The following is a 14,963-nucleotide window of genomic DNA, read 5'->3' as shown; positions in this document are numbered from 1 at the left end:
CCTTCACGCCGGAACCAGGTCCCGCACCGGCTCGCCCTGCAGGAGCCGGTCCTGCAGGCGCCGCAGGGACGCGATCGTGGTGGTCTCGTCGACGGCGACGTCCGCGGCGGTCAGCACCGTGCCTGCGGGCACGTCGCGCAGTACGCGGGCGCCGCTGACCAGGCCGAGCGGCACGTGGCCGCCCGCGCGGGCCGCCTCGGCGGAGTCGGTGACGCCGTAGACGGTCTCACCGCCGATGCCGTCGACCAGTTCGCCCTTCGCCAGGTCCCGCTTCGCCACCGCCAGCACCTCCGCGTTCCACGCGACCGGCGCGAGGCTGGGGGTGCGGTCGAGCACGGCCTGCGCGACGGACAGCGGCGCTTCGACGCTCGCCAGGTGGTAGGGCCGGTAGAAGGTGTAGTACGGGCCGGGACCCATGCCCAGGTAGGCCATTTCCTCGACGACCACCGGGTCGTCGCTGTGGCCGACGACGAACACGCCCGGCGCGACCGGCCCCGTGCAGTAGTCGACCACGCCGGGTTCCGGCAGCTGACCGCCGTCGGCCGCGGGGCGGAAGATCCGGTTCAGATCGTCCACAGTGGAGTAGGGGCCGGTCATGCCGCGGCGGCTCACCTGCAGGCCGGCGCCGTTGGCGAGGGCGGCCATCTCGATCATGGTCTTCGAGCCGTCCACGAAGCTGGCGAGCATGTGCGGGTTCATGCCCTTCGCGGCGGCCTCCGCCGCGACCGAATCCGGGGTGGCTGCCGGGTCGAGCGGGTTGTTCTTGCCCTTCCCGGCGCACACGACCGCGAAACCGATGTCGCGGACGTAGTCGACGAGCGCCTTGCACTCCACGGGTTCGTCGCCGCGGCACACCGTGTAGACGCGGCCGAGTCCGGCGGCCACCTTCGACAGCAGGAGGCCGACCGTGACGTCGCATTCCACGTTGAGCAGCGCGATGTCCTTGCCCGCCAGCAGCCCGGCGAACGCGACCCGGGCGCCGACCTCGGGCACGCCGCTGGCGTCCACGATCACGTCGACCGGCAGGCGGGTCAGCGCCAGCGCGTCGTCCACCACGACCGCCTGGCCCAGTTCCACCGCGGCCGCCAGGTCCCCGTCGGTCCGGACGTCCGCGCGCCCGGCCCGCTCGAAGGCCCGCACCCCGCGCTCCGGGGCGATGTCGGCGATCGCGGCGACCTCCATGCCGTCGATCCGGGCGGCCTGCACGACGAAACCCAGCCCCATCTGGCCGGCGCCCACCAGTCCGATGCGGACCGGACGGCCCACTTCGCGTTCGCGGGCTCGCAGCCGATCGGCGTAGCTCATCTCGACACCTTCCCCGTCTGCACAAATGTGCACGTCATATGCACTTCAGTGATTTCTTGGTACCACGCAGGCGATAACCAGCACAACCCTTCACGTTGTCTGCACATTTGTGCACAACGAGGAATGGAAAAGGGGCCGGCTCCCGTAAGGAAGCCGGCCCCGTTCCGCGCCGGGAATTCAGGCGGCCGCGCGTTGTCCCGCGGTCAGCCGGGACACCATCGTCATCGCGTCGGCGGCGGCCTTGGCCACGGCCTTCGACGGCGCCCGCTCGGTGAGCGTGCCGAGCGGCCCGGTCAGCTCCGGGCGTTCCCGGAACCGGGCGAACACCGACGCGCCCTCCATGGCCAGTGCCCTGGTGACCGCGTTCCGCCGCCGGTCGACCACCAGCAGCACCACCGCGCCACGCAGCTTGCCCTTGGCCCGCCCGGTCACCAGCAGCACGCCGCCGCGGTTCTCCTCCGCCGCGACCTGGTTGACCACCCGCGCGTACCGCAGGTGCTGCCGGTAGCTGAAGTAGCCGGCCACCACGAACCCGGCGACCAGGATCGCGGCGGCCTGCCAGGTCACGTCGTGCTCCCGCCGCTGAGCGTCAGCGTCGCCCCGGCGGCAGGCAGTGACACCGTTCCCCGGCCGTGCACCGCGCCGGGCAGCAGTGTGGTGCCCTCGTCCGGGTTGAGGTAGACCACGATGTGCCCCAGCGTCTGCAGGTTCTCGTGGGCGCGCTCGCCGACCGCGGTCAGTTCGATTTCCGCGTCGCCGAGCCGGAAGATGTCGCCGACGCGCACCTCCCGTTCCGGCTTCGCGGCAGGGGAATGCACGACGCTGACGCTTTCCAGCGCGTCCGGGATCGGATCGGCGTAGAGGATCACCACCCCGCCGTCCACCATGTCCTGCGCCTCCTCGCCGGCCCGCAGGATCGTGCTCTCGTAGTACACCGTCATCGTCGACACCTCACAGTCCGAAGCTCGCGCCCCAGGCGATGATGACCGCCAGCGGCGCCGTGATCAACCGGCTGATCAGCACCGCGGGGGTGCCGACCGCGACGGTCTCGGGTTTCGCCTCGCCGAGGGCGAGGCCGACCGGGATGAAGTCGCAGCCCACCTGCCCGTTGATCGCGAACAACGTCGGCAGCGCGTACTGCACGGGCAGCGCGCCGATCGCGATCTGGCTGCCCATCAGCGTGCCGACCACCTGTGCGATCGCCGCGCCCGGCCCGAGGATGGGGGACAGGAACGGCAGCGACACCACGAGCGAGATCACGACCAGACCGAGCGGGTTGCTCGCGATCGGGGACAGCACGTTCGCGATCCCGCGCGCGATCCCGGTGTAGTTCACGATGCCCAGCAGCAAGCTGACGTAGGCCATGAACGGCAGGATCGTGGTGAGCGTCAGCTCGACGGTCTGCCTGCCCGAGGCCAGCATCGTGTTCACGAACGAGCCGACGCCCGAGCCGAACTTCACGAACACCCCGGACACCGAGTCGAACGCGCGCCCGAACCCCGTGGACTGCCCGCCGGTGACCGTCGCCGCGACGTCCCGGGCCGACGGGCGTTCCTCCCGCGGCGGCACCTTCGGCGGCGCGGTGCCCGTCTCGCTGTCCGCCGCGGTCACTTCCTTGACGCCGACGGCGGAGACGAACAGTTCCTCGGTGATGAACTTCGCCAGCGGCCCGCCCGGCGCGCCGGGGTAGACGTCCACAGTGGGCAGTCCCTTGCGCGGGTAGACGCCGATCCGGGCGGTGCCACCGCAGTTGATCACCGCGGCGACCACCTCGTCGTCCGGCACCGAGGTGTGGAACCCGTCCACCGCCTCGGCGCCGGTGAGCTCGGCGATCCGCGCGGCCACCGGGTGGATGCCTCCGCCGGTCACGGACAGGACCTTGTCGCGCTTGCCGTCGACCCGCAGCAGCAGGCCCTTGCCCCAGCCGCCTTCGCCGGGGCGGACGAACACCGCGCGGGTGGTGTGGGTTTCGGTCATTTCGCACCCGCCTTGGCCGCCTCGAACTGCCGGTCGAAGTCCGCGAACACCTCGGTCCGCCCGGTCCGCTTGATCATGAACGCGGTGATCCGCTCGGTGACCACGCCGCGGATGAAGATCACCACGATGCCGACCAGGAAGTACCGCAGCGCCAGCGGCACCGTCGACTGCCCGAGCTGGGCCACGCCGTTGGCCACGCCCAGCCAGACGAACAGCTCGCCGGCGTTGGCGTAGGGGAAGAACGTCGTCACCGGGTGCACGAACGACACGGCGGAGTCGTAGAACGCCGGCTTGTGCCGCTCCGGCAGGAACCGGCCGAACGAGTAGGCCATCGGGTTGGTCAGCATGAGCACCGCCAGGACCGGCATGATCGTGTAGCGGGTGATCCACCACCGCGCCGACCACCGGACGGCTCTGGTGACGCGCTGCTCGCCGATGAACGTCGTGATCGCGTACATCGCGGTCAGCAGGACGATCAGGGTGGGCAGAATGCCGGTCACCAGGCTCACGAACTGCTCGCCGGAGGCGTTGAACAGCCCGATGAAGTGGCTGCCGAGCCACTCGAGGACACCGAGGGGACCGGAACTGGACCCGGTGTCCGCCTGCTGCGCCATTACAGCAAGCTCCTCCATATTTTCCTCCTTGTCGGCCCCCTGAACAAACGTGTCTGCACATAAGTGCAAAGCTTCTTCACGTTTGACAGTGATGTGTGTAACATGCCGGTCCAGCGGGTCACAACCCCCAACGCGAAGGAGCGACATGCCTGAGATCAAAGTCCGGATCGCCTCGCCGGTCGGCCTGCACGCCCGCCCCGCGAGCCAGTTCGTCAAGGCCGCGGCCCGGCACGGCGGACCGGTCTCGATCGCGCGGCCGGGCGCCGAACCCGTCGACGCCCGCAGCATGCTTTCGGTGCTGGGCCTGGCGATCGGGCACGGCGAGGAGGTCGTGATCACCGCCGAAGGGGACAACGCCGACGCGACGCTCGCCGAGCTGTCCCGGCTGGTGTCCACCGCGGACGCCTGATGCCACCGCCCCGCGAACAGCAGCTGCTCGTCAAGGCGGCGCGCCTGTACTACGAGGAAGGCCGGTCCCAGCACCAGATCGCGGAGACGCTGGGCGTGAGCCGCTCCAGCGTCTCCCGGATGCTGACCGCGGCGCGGGAACGCGGCATCGTGCAGATCCGCATCAACGACCCGGCCGGGCGGGACCTGGACCTCGAAGGCGAGCTCGCGGCGCGGTTCGGGTTGCGCGACTGCCGGGTCGCGGAGAACGCCGCGGGGGAGCGCCCGTTGCCGCGCGTCGGTGAGCTCGGCGCCCGGTGGCTGCTGGAGAACGTCCACTCCGGACAGCGGGTCGGGGTGTCGTGGGGGCGCAGCCTGCAGGCGGTCGTGCAGCACGTGCCCGAGGAAAGCGCGCTCGACGTCGAGGTGCTGCCGCTCGTCGGCGGCCTGTCGTCGGTGGAATCGGCGATCAGCGGCGAGGAGCTGGTCCGCGACCTGGCCGCGCGACTCGGCGGCCGGTTCCAGCTGCTGCACGCACCCGCGTTGTTGACTTCCCGGGCGGGACGGGACATCCTGCTCGCCGAACCGTCCATCCGGGACGCTCTGGACCGGGCGCGCAAGGTGCACGTCGCGGTCGTCGGCATCGGCAGCGTCGGGGTCGGGTCCTCGGCGGCCCTGCTCACGGCCATGGAGCTGACGCCGGAGGAGCGCGCGGAGTTCGAGGGCCACCACCCGGTGGGTGACTTCTGCGCGCGGTTCTTCGACGCCGACGGGCGTCCGGTGCCGGGGCCGGTCGACGACCGGGTGATCAGCACGACGTTCGCCGACCTGGCCGGCATCCCCACGGTGGCGGGTGTCGCGGCCGGGGCGGAGAAGGCGCGCGGCACGCTGGGCGCGCTGCGCACCGGTGTCCTCGACGTCCTGATCTGCGACCAGTCGCTGGCCGGCGCCCTGCTCGACTGAAAGGTGTTGCGCATGCTGGGAACGAGGTTGTCCGGGGTCGCGGTGAGCCCGGGACGCGCGAGTGGTCCCGTGGTGCGGGTCGCCGAGCCGCTGGGCGAACCCCCGCACACCCCGGCGCCCGCCGACCCGGCCGCCGACGCGGCGCGGATCGCGCCGGCCGCGGCGGCCGTCGCCCGGCGGCTGGAGGACCTCGCCGCCACCGCGGCGGGCGAGGCGGCGGACATCCTGTTCACCACCGCGGCGATGGCGAACGACCCCGGGCTGGTCGCCGAGGCCGAGCGGCTGGTCACGGTCGAAGGCGTGCCCGCGCCGCGCGCGGTGCACGAGGCCGCGGACGGGTTCGCCCGCTCGCTGGCCGCCGCGGGCGGGTACCTCGCCGAGCGCGTGCGGGACATCCAGGACGTGCGGGACCGCATCGTCGCCGAACTGCTCGGCGTCGAGCCGCCCGGGGTGCCGGAACTGGCGTCGCCGAGCGTGCTGGTCGCCCGCGATCTCGCGCCCGCCGACACCGCGGGGCTCGATCCGGCGAAGGTGCTGGCGCTGGTGACCGAGCAGGGCGGGCCGACCAGCCACACCGCGATCCTGGCGCGGGCGCTGGGAATCCCCGCCGTCGTCGCGGTGCGGGGGTTGCTGGCCTCCGGTGCCGAGGCGCTCGTCGTGGACGGCGACACCGGCGTGGTCGAGCCGGCCGACCCGCGCGGACCGGTGGTGGCCGCGGACCGGCGGGCGGCGGCGGAGTGGAACGGCGTGGGCGCGACGGCGGACGGGCGCCGGGTCCGGATCCTCGGCAACGTCGGTTCGGTGGCGGACGCGCGGGCGGCCGCCGACGCCGGCGCCGAGGGGATCGGGTTGTTCCGCACGGAGTTCTGCTACCTGGACGCGCCGTCCGAGCCGTCCGTGTCCGAGCAGCGTGCGGCGTATGCGGCCGTGCTCGCACCGTTCGCCGGGAAGCCGGTGGTGGTGCGGACACTGGACGCGGGGGCGGACAAGCCGCTGGCGTTCCTGGCTCCGGAGCCGGAGCCGAACCCCGCGCTGGGGGTGCGGGGCGTGCGGGTCGCGTTCGCCCGTCCGGAGGTGCTGGACCGCCAGCTCGAAGCGATCGCCGCCGCGGCCGCCGAGTCGGATGCGGAGGTGTCGGTGATGGCGCCGATGGTGGCGACCGCCGCGGAGGCGGCGTGGTTCGCGGAGCGGGCGCGGGCCGCCGGGATCGCCCGGGCCGGGGTGATGATCGAGGTGCCCGCGGCGGCGCTGGCCGCGCGCGAGATCCTGGAGGTGGTGGATTTCGTGTCCGTGGGCACCAACGACCTCGCGCAGTACACGTTCGCCGCGGACCGTCAGCTCGGCGCGGTGGCCGCGTTGAACGACCCGTGGCAGCCGGCGCTGCTCCGGTTGATAGCCCTGATCGGCGAAGCGGCGCGGGATGCCGGCAAGCCGGCGGGCGTGTGCGGGGAGGCGGCGGCGGACCCGCGCCTGGCCCGCGTGCTGACCGGCCTCGGGATGACGAGCCTGTCGATGACTGCGGCCGCCATCCGCCCGGTCGGAGCCACCCTGGCAACGGCGACGTTCACCGACTGCGAGGCGGAGGCCCGCCGCGCGGTGGGGTCTGGTGCCTGAGCCGTGGCCCAATCGCCGGAGGCCGGCCGGCTGCTCACCGCCGACGGCCGCTGGTTCAGCGCGGCTTGGCTCCACTCCACGGCGATCGTGCCCTTCGCGACTCCGTTCGGCGCTGATGACCAGGTTCTGGAGAGATTCCGGGACGGCGCGCGTGCCGTCGGTGCGGCGTCGGTGTTCGTCCTTCCCCTCGGTGATGAGCGCCCGTGGGTGGTCGGTATCGACGAAGACCCTCTCGGTGTGCGTGGTGAGGTCCTGCTCGCTGTGCCCAACTGGGACGGGGCCGTGCTGATCACGGACGCGCGGTACTCCCTCCTGGCGGGTACCGCGGAGTTCCTCGCCGCCGCCGTGCCGTGGGGCGTCGACCGGTCGCGTGCGCGTTTCGGTCGAGACGCCCGGCGGCTGGCGGAGGTATATCCGGAGCTCCTCGAAGTGGCAGCGCGATTGCCGCCCGCCCGGCCGGTGCTGGCCTCGCCGCGCGACGTGGAACCTGGCTCCGCGCTCGCCGAGCAAGTGCGGCTCATGGAATCGTTCGCGGAAGGCTCGATCGCGGCGCCCGACTTCGCGCGAGCCTGGCCGGCCGCGCGCCGTCGGAGACCGCACCCGGAGGAGCTGCTCGACGAGCCGTTCGAACGCCTGCTCGCGGACGTGTTCTTCCTGCTCGAGGACTACGTGATCGATCCCGGGCTGCGCGACCCGGGCGACCTGACGGACGAAGGCCTCCGCCACGGAGTACAAGCCGTTGTGCAACGGCTCCGGCTGTTGGAGGAACCTCGTCGCGGCTAGCTCGAAGCCGCCAGGACCCTTAATCCGGCCAGCTGTGCACCGGCTCGTTCGTGTGCATGTGCTCCCGGTACTCGCCGACCAGGGTGCGCAGCGTGTCGAACCTGTCCAGGCCCGTCGTGTCGAACAGGCTGCGGAACCGTCGTTGCTGCCAGCTCGCGCCGGTGGTGCCGGTCAGGCACCGCTGCTCGATCACGCCCAGCAGCCGGTCGCGTTCACCGGCGTCGACGTCCCACTTCCGCAGCCCCTCGTCGGCCATCGGCAGCAGCCGCCGCAGCACCAGTTCCGCCACCGGGACCGTGCCCAGCCCCGGCCAGTAGATCGAGGCGTCGATGCCGTTGCGCGCGCAGGTGTGGAAGTTCTCCTCCGCCGCGCTGAACGACATCCGGGTCCAAATCGGACGCTCGTCCTCGGCCAGGGTGCGGACGAGTCCGAAGTAGAACGCGCCGTTGGCCATGGTGTCGATGACCGTCGGACCGGCGGGCAGGACCCGGTTCTCCACCCGGAGATGAGCGCGGTCGCGGGTGACCGCGTAGATCGGCCGGTTCCAGCGGTAGATCGTGCCGTTGTGCAGCCGCAGCTCCTGCAGCGACGGCGTGTCGCCCCGGTCGAGCACCTCGAACGGGTCCTCCTCGGAGCAGATCGGCAGCAACGCGGAGAAGTACCGCGCGTTCTCCTCGAACAGGTCGAAGATCGAGGTGATCCACCGCTCGCCGAACCACACCCGCGGCCGCACGCCCTGCGCCTTCAGCTCCTCGCGGCGGGTGTCGGTGGCCTGCTCGAACAGCGCGATGCGCGTCTCGGCCCACAGGTGCTTGCCGAGCAGGAACGGCGAGTTCGCACCGACCGCGACCTGCACCCCGGCGATCGCCTGCGCGGCGTTCCAGTAGGCGGGGAACTGCGCGGGACTCACCTGCAGGTGGAACTGGGTGCTCGTGCACGCCGCCTCGGGCACGATCGTGTCGCACGTGGCCCGCAGGCGTTCGACGCCGTCGATGGCGATGTGCAGGTCCTCGCCCCGTTCGGCCAGGATCTGGTCGTTGAGCAGCTCGTACCGCGGGTTCAGCGACAGCGACGCGCCGGTCAGGTGGTCCTGGCGCAGGGTGGGCAGGATGCCGACCATGATCAGGTGCGCGCCGATGCGGTTGGCGTTCGCCTCCGCAGCGTTCAGGCTGGCGCGCACGTCGTCCTCGAACGTCTTCGCGCCGTCGCCGTTGAGCCGGCGGGGCGAGACGTTGATCTCGAGGTTCCACTGGCCCAGCTCGGTCTGGAAGTCCGGGTCGGCGATGGCCTCCAGCGTCCTGGCGTTGCACATCGTCGGCTCGCCGCGCTCGTCGACCAGGTTGAGCTCGATCTCCAGCCCTGTCATCGGCCGCTCGAACTCGAAGTGCGACTCCCGCAGCATGCGCGCGAACGCCTCCAGGCACCGCCGCAACCGCGCCCGGTACCTCGTGCGGTCGGCCCTCGTGAAGGTGTGCTGCCCGACTTCCTCGCCCATGCGCCCCTCCGGATCCCGACATTGTCCCACCGAACGACCGGCGGCACAGCGGACACGAGGAGTGACGGGGTGGGCCGCGAGCGGCGCTACCGCTCGCGGCCCCGGAGATCCGGCGAGTGCGTCAGTTGTCGTTGTACCACTGCGCGGTGCGCTGGTAGGCGTAGGGCGTGCCGTCCTTGTGCAGGTAGACGCGGAAGTTGATGTAGGCGTTCTCCGGCAGGTTGTGCCCGGCCTCGCTGGCGTCCGCGAGGTCGCAGTTGCCGCTGCCGCCCGCGCTGAGCGTGTAGGAGCCGCCGTTCCAGTACACGTCGAGGCCCACGGCCCAGCCGTCCGCCTCCATGTCGCAGGCGTAGACGTAGTCACCGTGCTCGGTGAACCAGGCGACGCCGCCCGGGTCGCCGTCGGCGGTCCAGACCTCGTGGTCGATGGCGGCGGCTTCGGGGGCGAACAGCAGCGTGGACACGGCGAGGGCGCCTGCGGTGGCGAGCCCGGCGAGTTTGCGTGAGTGTTTCATCGCACCTTCGTATTCGCTGGCAGCAGCGGCCACCCTGAGGCGGCCTGAATCGGAAGGATCTTCGCATTCGTCGCGTGCGTGGCGACGACGTTCCGCTGACACGGACCGCGCCGCTTCCCCGTCCGGCAGCCCGCGGTGTGCGGTTCCGGTGCGGGTCCGGTACGGGCGGCCGCGGATCTTACGAGAGTCTCAACGGACAACTGGGAACGGCCGGACGGCGCGGGCACGGACCTAGCATCGCCTGCGTGACAACGCCACCGCCGCGCGTGTTGCGGCGCATCCGGTTCCGCAGTCCGCTGCGCGGCCCCTGGCTCACCTCCGTCCTCGGCGTGGTGCTGCTGGCCTGCCTGCCGCTCGTGATCGTCACCGGCCTGCTGGACTACGCCGCCTACGGGCCGGGACAGGGAATTCCCGCGGACGTCGGGTGGCTGCGCCTGCCTGCGTTCGACTGGCCGACGCGCCCGGCGTGGTTGTTCCAGCTGACGCAGGGCCTGCACGTCGGCCTGGGGCTGGTGCTCGCGCCGGTCGTGCTGGCCAAGCTGTGGTCGGTCATCCCGAAGCTTTTTGCCTGGCCACCGGTCCGCTCGCTCACCCACGCGCTGGAACGGATCTCGCTGCTGTTCCTGGTCGGCAGCACCCTGTTCGAGTTCGCCACCGGGATCCTCAACATCCAGTACGACTACGTCTTCGGGTTCAGCTTCTACACCGGGCACTACATCGGCGCGTGGGTCTTCCTCGCCTCGTTCGTCACGCACGTCGCGCTCAAACTCCCCACCACGGTGCGCGCGCTGCGGTCCCGCTCCCTGCGCCGCGAACTCGCCACCTCCCGTGAGGACACCGTGCCCGAGCCGCCCGACGACACCGGGCTCGTCGCCACCGACCCCGCGCCCCCGACCCTGAGCCGGCGCGGGCTGCTCGGCACAGTCGGCGGCGGAGCCCTGCTCGTCGGCCTCCTCACCGCGGGACAGTCCACCGGAGGCCCGTTGCGGGACCTGGCACTGCTCCTGCCACGCGGCAGGCAACCGGGGGAGGGTTTCCCGGTCAACCGGACCGCCGCCGCGGCCGGGATCACCGCCGAGAGCACCGGCGCGAGCTGGCGGCTCACCGTCACCGGCGGGCACGAGCTCGTCCTCACCCGCGACGACCTGCTCGCCCTGCCCCAGCACACCGCGCGGCTGCCCATCGCCTGCGTCGAGGGGTGGTCGACCGTGCAGACCTGGACCGGGGTGCGGCTGCGCGACCTGGCCACGCTCGCCGGGATCCCAGACCCCGCCTCGGCGTCGGTGACCTCGCTCGAACGGGGACCGTTCGCCCAGGCGACCCTCGACTCCGGCCAGGCCACCGATCCCGACTCGCTGCTCGCGCTGCGGGTCAACGGCGAGGACCTCAACCCCGACCACGGCTTCCCCGCCCGCGTCATCGTCCCCGCCCTGCCCGGCGTGCACTGCACGAAATGGGTGCGCTCGATCGCCTTCCGGAGCGCCCGGTGAAACGGCTCATCGCCCTGCTCGCGGGCCTCGCGCTCGCGGCCTACGCCGGATCCTTCCTGCTGGGCGAGCCGGATCTGCCGACGATGCTGGCCTGGTTCGCCGGCGCCGCCGTCGTGCACGACCTCGTCCTGTTCCCGCTCTGTGCCCTGGTCGATCGGGCACTGGCGCGGCTGCCCGTCCGGATCGTCAACCACGTCCGCCTGCCCCTGCTCGGCGCCGGGCTGACCTTCCTGCTGTTCCTGCCCGGCATCATCCGCCAGGGCCAGGCCACCCACCTCGCCGCCACCGGACTGGACCAGCAGCCCTACCTCGGCCGCTGGCTGTGGCTGGTCCTGGCGATGTTCGCGGTCTCCGGACTCCTCTACGGGGTGCGCCTGATCCTCAGCCGCCGCGCCTGAGCTCGGCGAAGTGCCGCCCGCCGTGCGCCGCCGTCCAGGACACCGCCAGTGCGGCGGCCGCGGCGACGCCGGCCAGCGCGTCGGCGCCCAGCCAGGCCCACGGGAACCACGGGCTGCCGTCGACCCGCACCCGTTCCCGCCGGACGGCCGCGCCGGGCGGGTCCAGTTCGACGAGCGCCCGGCCGCCGGGCCCGAGCAGCTCGAACACGCGCCGCAGCAACGCGACCGGGTCGCCGCCGATGCCGATGTTGCCGTCCGCCAGCAGAGCGTGCCGCCACCGGCCGGCCCCGGGCACGCGGTCGAACACGTCCCGCCGCAACGCCACCCCGCCCCGGCGGCGGGTCAGGCGAACCGCGGTGCCGGACACGTCGATGCCCAGCGACGGGACACCCCGCCGCGCGAGCGCCGCCGTCAGACGACCGGGACCGCACCCGATGTCCAGGGTCGGACCCCAGCAGCGGCCGAGCAGCAGCTCGTCGGCGGTGCCGGGATCGCGCACCCAGCGCTGGGCGGGCAGCTCGATCCGGCTGCCGTCGGCGAGTTCCAGACGGCAGTGCCCGCCCAGGAGAGCGCTGTCGAAATGCCCGCTCACCGCGTCACCGCCGCCACCGCGGCCGGAAACCGGCCGCGGCACACCGAAGCCACCGCGCGCGCGTCCGCCATCGTGTCCACATCGGACAACTCGCCGAGTTCGCGCGGCACCGCGCCACGCCGGGACAGGGCCGCGTGTGTGCGGTCGCCGGTGTCCGATCGCGACATGGGCACGTCTGCCAGCACGCGGGCGGCCGCCGGGTCCCGCAGACCCAGGGCCCACCAGCCGCCGTCGGGCGCGCGGCCCAGCACCGCCTGGTGCGCGGCGAGGGCCGCGGCCGCCGCCGCGAGCAGCTCCGGACGGACCTGCGGGGTGTCCATGCCGATCTGCAGCACGGGCAGGCCGGGGTGCCGGGCGGCGGTGTCGGCGTGCGCGTTCGCCAGCCGCTCCCCGAAGGGCCCGCCGCGCTGATCCAGGACTGTCGTCCGCGTCAGTGCCCGCCGGATCTCCGCCGACCGCGCGGCGGCGGCGAAATCCCCGGTCACGGCGACGACGGGCACCGCCCCTGGGGTCGCGGCGACCGCATCGAGCGTGTCCAGCAACGCGGCGGCGGCGATCTCGGCGGCCTGGTCCGGCGACGCGGGCGGGCACAGCCGGGTCTTCGCGAACCCGGGCACCGGCGCCTTGGCGACCACCAGCAGGCAGAACCGGGCGGTCATCCGAGCAGCACCCGCGCCATGTCGCGGACCGCGCCCACGGTCCCGCGCACCGAACCCGACACCTTCGACCGGCCCGCGGACCGGGGCCGGTAGACCACGTCGCACTCGCGCACCACCCACCCGGCGCGGCCCGCCCGGATCAGCAGTTCCAGCGGGTAGCCGGACGCGCGGTCGGTCACGCCGAGCCCGAGGAGCGCTTCCCGGCGGGCCACGCGGACCGGCGCGATGTCGTGCACCGGCACGCCCTGCAGCCGCAGCAGCGCCGACAACACGGCGTTGGCCGCGCGGGCGTGCCAGGGCCACGCGCCGGGAACCGGCCGCCGCCGTCCGGCCGCCAGGTCCGCCTCGCCACGCTCCACCACCCCGGCGAGCGCGGTCAGCGCGGCGGGGTCGAGCGAGCCGTCGGCGTCCAGGACGGCGACGAGGTCGCTGGTCGCGTGCTCCAGGCCGGTGTGCACGGCCGCGCCATAGCCGCGGCGCGGTTCGCTGACCACCTTGGCGCCCGCGGCGGCGGCGACCTCGGCCGAACCGTCGGTCGAGCCGTTGTCGACCACGATCGCCCGGCAGCCGGGCGGCAGCGCCGACAGCACGCCGGGCAGGGAACCGGACTCGTCGAGACAGGGCAGGATCACATCCACGACACCGGACGGTATGTCCACGGTGGAGAGTTGAGAACCGTTGCGGCCCTTACCGAATCATGACGCTTTGACAATTCTTACCGACTCCTGACGGATCCGCGCGAGCGCCGCTGTCGGCGCGGCCGGCGGGTTACGGTGCGCGAAGCCGGCGCGGAAGGGGACAGAGGTGCGGGTGGACGCGGTGCGGGCGCCGGAGCGCAGCGGCCGCCGGGCGGACCTGGTGATCGTGGTGTGCGCGGGCGCGCTGGTCGCGGTGGCCGTCGCGGTCGGCGCCTACCTCAACCGGCCCGGTTCCGGGGTCACCCTCCTCGCACCGGCCGCGCCGCTGTTCGGGGTCTGGCCGCCGCACGCCGGCCCGGGTACGGTGCTCGCCGTCATGGTGGCGTGCGCGGTGGTGGCCTGGGGGCCGTCGCTCGCGCGGACGACGGCGTGGCGGCCGCTGCTGGCCGGGTCCTACCTCGCGGCGCTGGCCTGGACGTTCGCGCTCGCGCTCGTCGATGGCTGGCAACGCGGCCTCGCCGGGCGCCTGACCAACCCCAACGAGTACCTGCGCGAGGTGCCCGGCATCCACGACATCCCGGCCATGCTGCGCGGGTTCACTGCCCGGATCCTCGACTTCCAGCCGGACTCGTGGACCACCCACGTGTCCGGGCACCCGCCGGGCGCGACCCTGGTGTTCGTGTGGCTCGACCGCCTCGGCCTGTCCGGCGGGGGATGGGCCGCCGTGGTGTGCGTACTCGCCGGATGCCTGGCCGTGCCCGCGGTGGCGGTGACGCTGTCCGCGCTGGGCCGGGCCGATGCGGCGCGTGCGACGCTGCCGTTCCTGGTGCTCTTCCCGGGCGCGGTGTGGATCGGTGCCTCCGCGGACGGGCTGTTCGCCGGGGTCACCGCCGTGGGCATCGCCCTGCTCGCGCACGCGACGCTCGCCTTCCGGACGGGCCGGCGCTCGGCGGTCCCGGCGGCGTTGTCCGGGGGTGTGGTGCTGGGGTTCGGGATCTTCCTGTCCTACGGGCTCGTCCTGCTCGGGACGGTCGCGCTCGCGGTGGCGGTCGCCGGGCGGAGCCTCACCCGCACGCTGCCCCTGGCGGTGGCCGGCGCGCTCGCCGTCACCGGTGTGTTCGCGCTCGCCGGGTTCTGGTGGCTCGACGGCTACCACCTCGTCGTCGAGCGGTACTACCAGGGCATCGCCGCCGAGCGGCCGTACGCCTACTGGGTGTGGGCGAACCTGGCGTGCCTGGTGATCGCGTCCGGGCCCGCGGTGATCGCCGGGGTACGGCGCGCCGTGCTCGTCCGGCGGTGGCGCGATCCGGTGCTGCTGCTGGTCGCCGGGGCGGCGCTGGCCGTCGCGCTGGCCGACCTGTCCGGGTTGTCCAAGGCCGAGACCGAGCGGATCTGGCTACCATTCCTGGTGTGGCTGGTGCCCGCGGTGTCGCTGCTGCCGGGCCGGCGCCGGGTCTGGCTGGCCGGCCAGGCCGTCACGGCGCTCGCGGTGAACCACCTCGTGCTGACGTACTGGTAGGGCGGACGTGACTGG

17 protein-coding genes are annotated in these 14,963 nt (G+C 73.0%); 7 read left to right on the top strand and 10 right to left on the bottom strand.

Features of this window, described 5'->3' with window-relative positions; genetic code table 11:
- Nucleotides 1–3: 3 nt before the first annotated feature.
- The 5 genes from AMYTH_RS0115105 to srlA form a co-directional block, all read right to left on the bottom strand.
- Complete coding sequence (locus AMYTH_RS0115105) at nt 4–1,305, bottom strand: NAD(P)H-dependent oxidoreductase (RefSeq protein WP_027931031.1); 1,302 nt, start codon at nt 1,303–1,305, stop codon at nt 4–6.
- A gap of 177 nt (nt 1,306–1,482) precedes the next feature.
- Nucleotides 1,483–1,872 (bottom strand): transcriptional regulator GutM, encoded by a 390-nt coding sequence (locus AMYTH_RS0115100; protein ID WP_027931030.1) that lies wholly within the window; start codon nt 1,870–1,872, stop codon nt 1,483–1,485.
- Entirely contained in the window at nt 1,869–2,246 is a 378-nt protein-coding gene (locus AMYTH_RS0115095) for a PTS glucitol/sorbitol transporter subunit IIA (RefSeq protein ID WP_017981696.1), read from the bottom strand. Before AMYTH_RS0115095 ends, AMYTH_RS0115100 begins: the two co-directional genes overlap by 4 nt.
- A 10-nt stretch (nt 2,247–2,256) precedes the next feature.
- Nucleotides 2,257–3,282 carry a PTS glucitol/sorbitol transporter subunit IIB gene (srlE, locus tag AMYTH_RS0115090; RefSeq protein ID WP_027931029.1) on the bottom strand — a complete coding sequence of 342 codons (1,026 nt, stop codon included), beginning with the start codon at nt 3,280–3,282 and terminating at the stop codon, nt 2,257–2,259.
- A complete protein-coding gene (srlA, locus tag AMYTH_RS0115085) occupies nt 3,279–3,914 on the bottom strand; it encodes a PTS glucitol/sorbitol transporter subunit IIC (RefSeq protein WP_223843126.1) in 636 nt (211 codons plus the stop codon). The genes srlE and srlA overlap by 4 nt, the downstream gene beginning before the upstream one ends.
- A gap of 127 nt (nt 3,915–4,041) precedes the next feature.
- Here srlA and AMYTH_RS0115080 point away from each other — a divergent pair, with 127 nt between their 5' ends.
- Genes AMYTH_RS0115080 through AMYTH_RS0115065 form a run of 4 tightly spaced genes read left to right on the top strand, consistent with a single transcriptional unit; the run spans nt 4,042 to nt 7,643 of the window.
- Nucleotides 4,042–4,305: an HPr family phosphocarrier protein gene (locus tag AMYTH_RS0115080; RefSeq protein ID WP_027931028.1), complete on the top strand. Its 264-nt coding sequence runs from the start codon at nt 4,042–4,044 to the stop codon at nt 4,303–4,305.
- Nucleotides 4,305–5,246, top strand: a complete 942-nt coding sequence (locus AMYTH_RS0115075; protein WP_027931027.1) for a sugar-binding transcriptional regulator — start codon at nt 4,305–4,307, stop codon at nt 5,244–5,246. Before AMYTH_RS0115080 ends, AMYTH_RS0115075 begins: the two co-directional genes overlap by 1 nt.
- A gap of 12 nt (nt 5,247–5,258) precedes the next feature.
- Nucleotides 5,259–6,860 (top strand): phosphoenolpyruvate--protein phosphotransferase, encoded by a 1,602-nt coding sequence (gene ptsP, locus AMYTH_RS0115070; protein ID WP_027931026.1) that lies wholly within the window; start codon nt 5,259–5,261, stop codon nt 6,858–6,860.
- Nucleotides 6,861–6,863: 3 nt separating this feature from the next.
- Nucleotides 6,864–7,643 (top strand): colicin immunity domain-containing protein, encoded by a 780-nt coding sequence (locus AMYTH_RS0115065; protein WP_027931025.1) that lies wholly within the window; start codon nt 6,864–6,866, stop codon nt 7,641–7,643.
- Nucleotides 7,644–7,662: 19 nt separating this feature from the next.
- Here AMYTH_RS0115065 and AMYTH_RS0115060 read toward each other — a convergent pair whose 3' ends face one another.
- Together AMYTH_RS0115060 and AMYTH_RS0115055 are read right to left on the bottom strand one after the other, a co-directional pair.
- Entirely contained in the window at nt 7,663–9,138 is a 1,476-nt protein-coding gene (locus AMYTH_RS0115060) for a glutamate--cysteine ligase family protein (protein ID WP_027931024.1), read from the bottom strand.
- A 121-nt stretch (nt 9,139–9,259) separates the two neighbouring features.
- Entirely contained in the window at nt 9,260–9,652 is a 393-nt protein-coding gene (locus AMYTH_RS0115055; RefSeq protein ID WP_027931023.1) for a hypothetical protein, read from the bottom strand.
- Between the two features lie 245 nt (nt 9,653–9,897).
- On the opposite strand from AMYTH_RS0115055, the gene AMYTH_RS0115050 reads away from it, so the two are divergent.
- Both AMYTH_RS0115050 and AMYTH_RS0115045 read left to right on the top strand, forming a co-directional pair.
- Nucleotides 9,898–11,142 (top strand): molybdopterin-dependent oxidoreductase, encoded by a 1,245-nt coding sequence (locus tag AMYTH_RS0115050; protein ID WP_228684779.1) that lies wholly within the window; start codon nt 9,898–9,900, stop codon nt 11,140–11,142.
- A complete protein-coding gene (locus tag AMYTH_RS0115045; protein WP_228684778.1) occupies nt 11,139–11,540 on the top strand; it encodes a hypothetical protein in 402 nt (133 codons plus the stop codon). Before AMYTH_RS0115050 ends, AMYTH_RS0115045 begins: the two co-directional genes overlap by 4 nt.
- On the opposite strand, the gene AMYTH_RS0115040 is transcribed toward AMYTH_RS0115045, so the two are convergent.
- The 3 genes from AMYTH_RS0115040 to AMYTH_RS0115030 are packed head-to-tail and all read right to left on the bottom strand — an operon-like array spanning nt 11,524 to nt 13,429.
- Nucleotides 11,524–12,132 carry a class I SAM-dependent methyltransferase gene (locus AMYTH_RS0115040; RefSeq protein ID WP_027931020.1) on the bottom strand — a complete coding sequence of 203 codons (609 nt, stop codon included), beginning with the start codon at nt 12,130–12,132 and terminating at the stop codon, nt 11,524–11,526. The two genes, AMYTH_RS0115045 and AMYTH_RS0115040, sit on opposite strands and share 17 nt — an antisense overlap.
- A complete protein-coding gene (locus AMYTH_RS0115035; RefSeq protein WP_027931019.1) occupies nt 12,129–12,791 on the bottom strand; it encodes a TIGR04282 family arsenosugar biosynthesis glycosyltransferase in 663 nt (220 codons plus the stop codon). The genes AMYTH_RS0115040 and AMYTH_RS0115035 overlap by 4 nt, the downstream gene beginning before the upstream one ends.
- The gene (locus AMYTH_RS0115030; RefSeq protein WP_208722321.1) at nt 12,788–13,429 is read right to left on the bottom strand and encodes a glycosyltransferase family 2 protein; all 642 of its coding nucleotides are present in this window, start codon (nt 13,427–13,429) and stop codon (nt 12,788–12,790) included. The genes AMYTH_RS0115035 and AMYTH_RS0115030 overlap by 4 nt, the downstream gene beginning before the upstream one ends.
- A 166-nt stretch (nt 13,430–13,595) precedes the next feature.
- On the opposite strand from AMYTH_RS0115030, the gene AMYTH_RS0115025 reads away from it, so the two are divergent.
- Complete coding sequence (locus AMYTH_RS0115025; RefSeq protein ID WP_027931017.1) at nt 13,596–14,948, top strand: hypothetical protein; 1,353 nt, start codon at nt 13,596–13,598, stop codon at nt 14,946–14,948.
- The last annotated feature ends 15 nt before the right edge of the window (nt 14,949–14,963 follow it).

This window comes from Amycolatopsis thermoflava N1165, from assembly GCF_000473265.1.
In the GTDB taxonomy this organism is placed as follows: Bacteria; Actinomycetota; Actinomycetes; order Mycobacteriales; family Pseudonocardiaceae; genus Amycolatopsis_E; species Amycolatopsis_E thermoflava.
Note: the sequence above shows the minus strand (reverse complement) of the source record. Positions and strands in the feature narration are given on the sequence as shown.

Coding starts and splice junctions, on each gene's coding strand:
- AMYTH_RS0115105 (WP_027931031.1), bottom strand. CDS start 1,305: ATGAGCTACGCCGATCGGCTGCGAGCCCGCGAACGCGAAGTGGGCCGT.
- AMYTH_RS0115095 (WP_017981696.1), bottom strand. CDS start 2,246: ATGACGGTGTACTACGAGAGCACGATCCTGCGGGCCGGCGAGGAGGCG.
- srlE (WP_027931029.1), bottom strand. CDS start 3,282: ATGACCGAAACCCACACCACCCGCGCGGTGTTCGTCCGCCCCGGCGAA.
- srlA (WP_223843126.1), bottom strand. CDS start 3,914: ATGGAGGAGCTTGCTGTAATGGCGCAGCAGGCGGACACCGGGTCCAGT.
- AMYTH_RS0115080 (WP_027931028.1), top strand. CDS start 4,042: ATGCCTGAGATCAAAGTCCGGATCGCCTCGCCGGTCGGCCTGCACGCC.
- AMYTH_RS0115075 (WP_027931027.1), top strand. CDS start 4,305: ATGCCACCGCCCCGCGAACAGCAGCTGCTCGTCAAGGCGGCGCGCCTG.
- ptsP (WP_027931026.1), top strand. CDS start 5,259: ATGCTGGGAACGAGGTTGTCCGGGGTCGCGGTGAGCCCGGGACGCGCG.
- AMYTH_RS0115060 (WP_027931024.1), bottom strand. CDS start 9,138: ATGGGCGAGGAAGTCGGGCAGCACACCTTCACGAGGGCCGACCGCACG.
- AMYTH_RS0115055 (WP_027931023.1), bottom strand. CDS start 9,652: ATGAAACACTCACGCAAACTCGCCGGGCTCGCCACCGCAGGCGCCCTC.
- AMYTH_RS0115035 (WP_027931019.1), bottom strand. CDS start 12,791: ATGACCGCCCGGTTCTGCCTGCTGGTGGTCGCCAAGGCGCCGGTGCCC.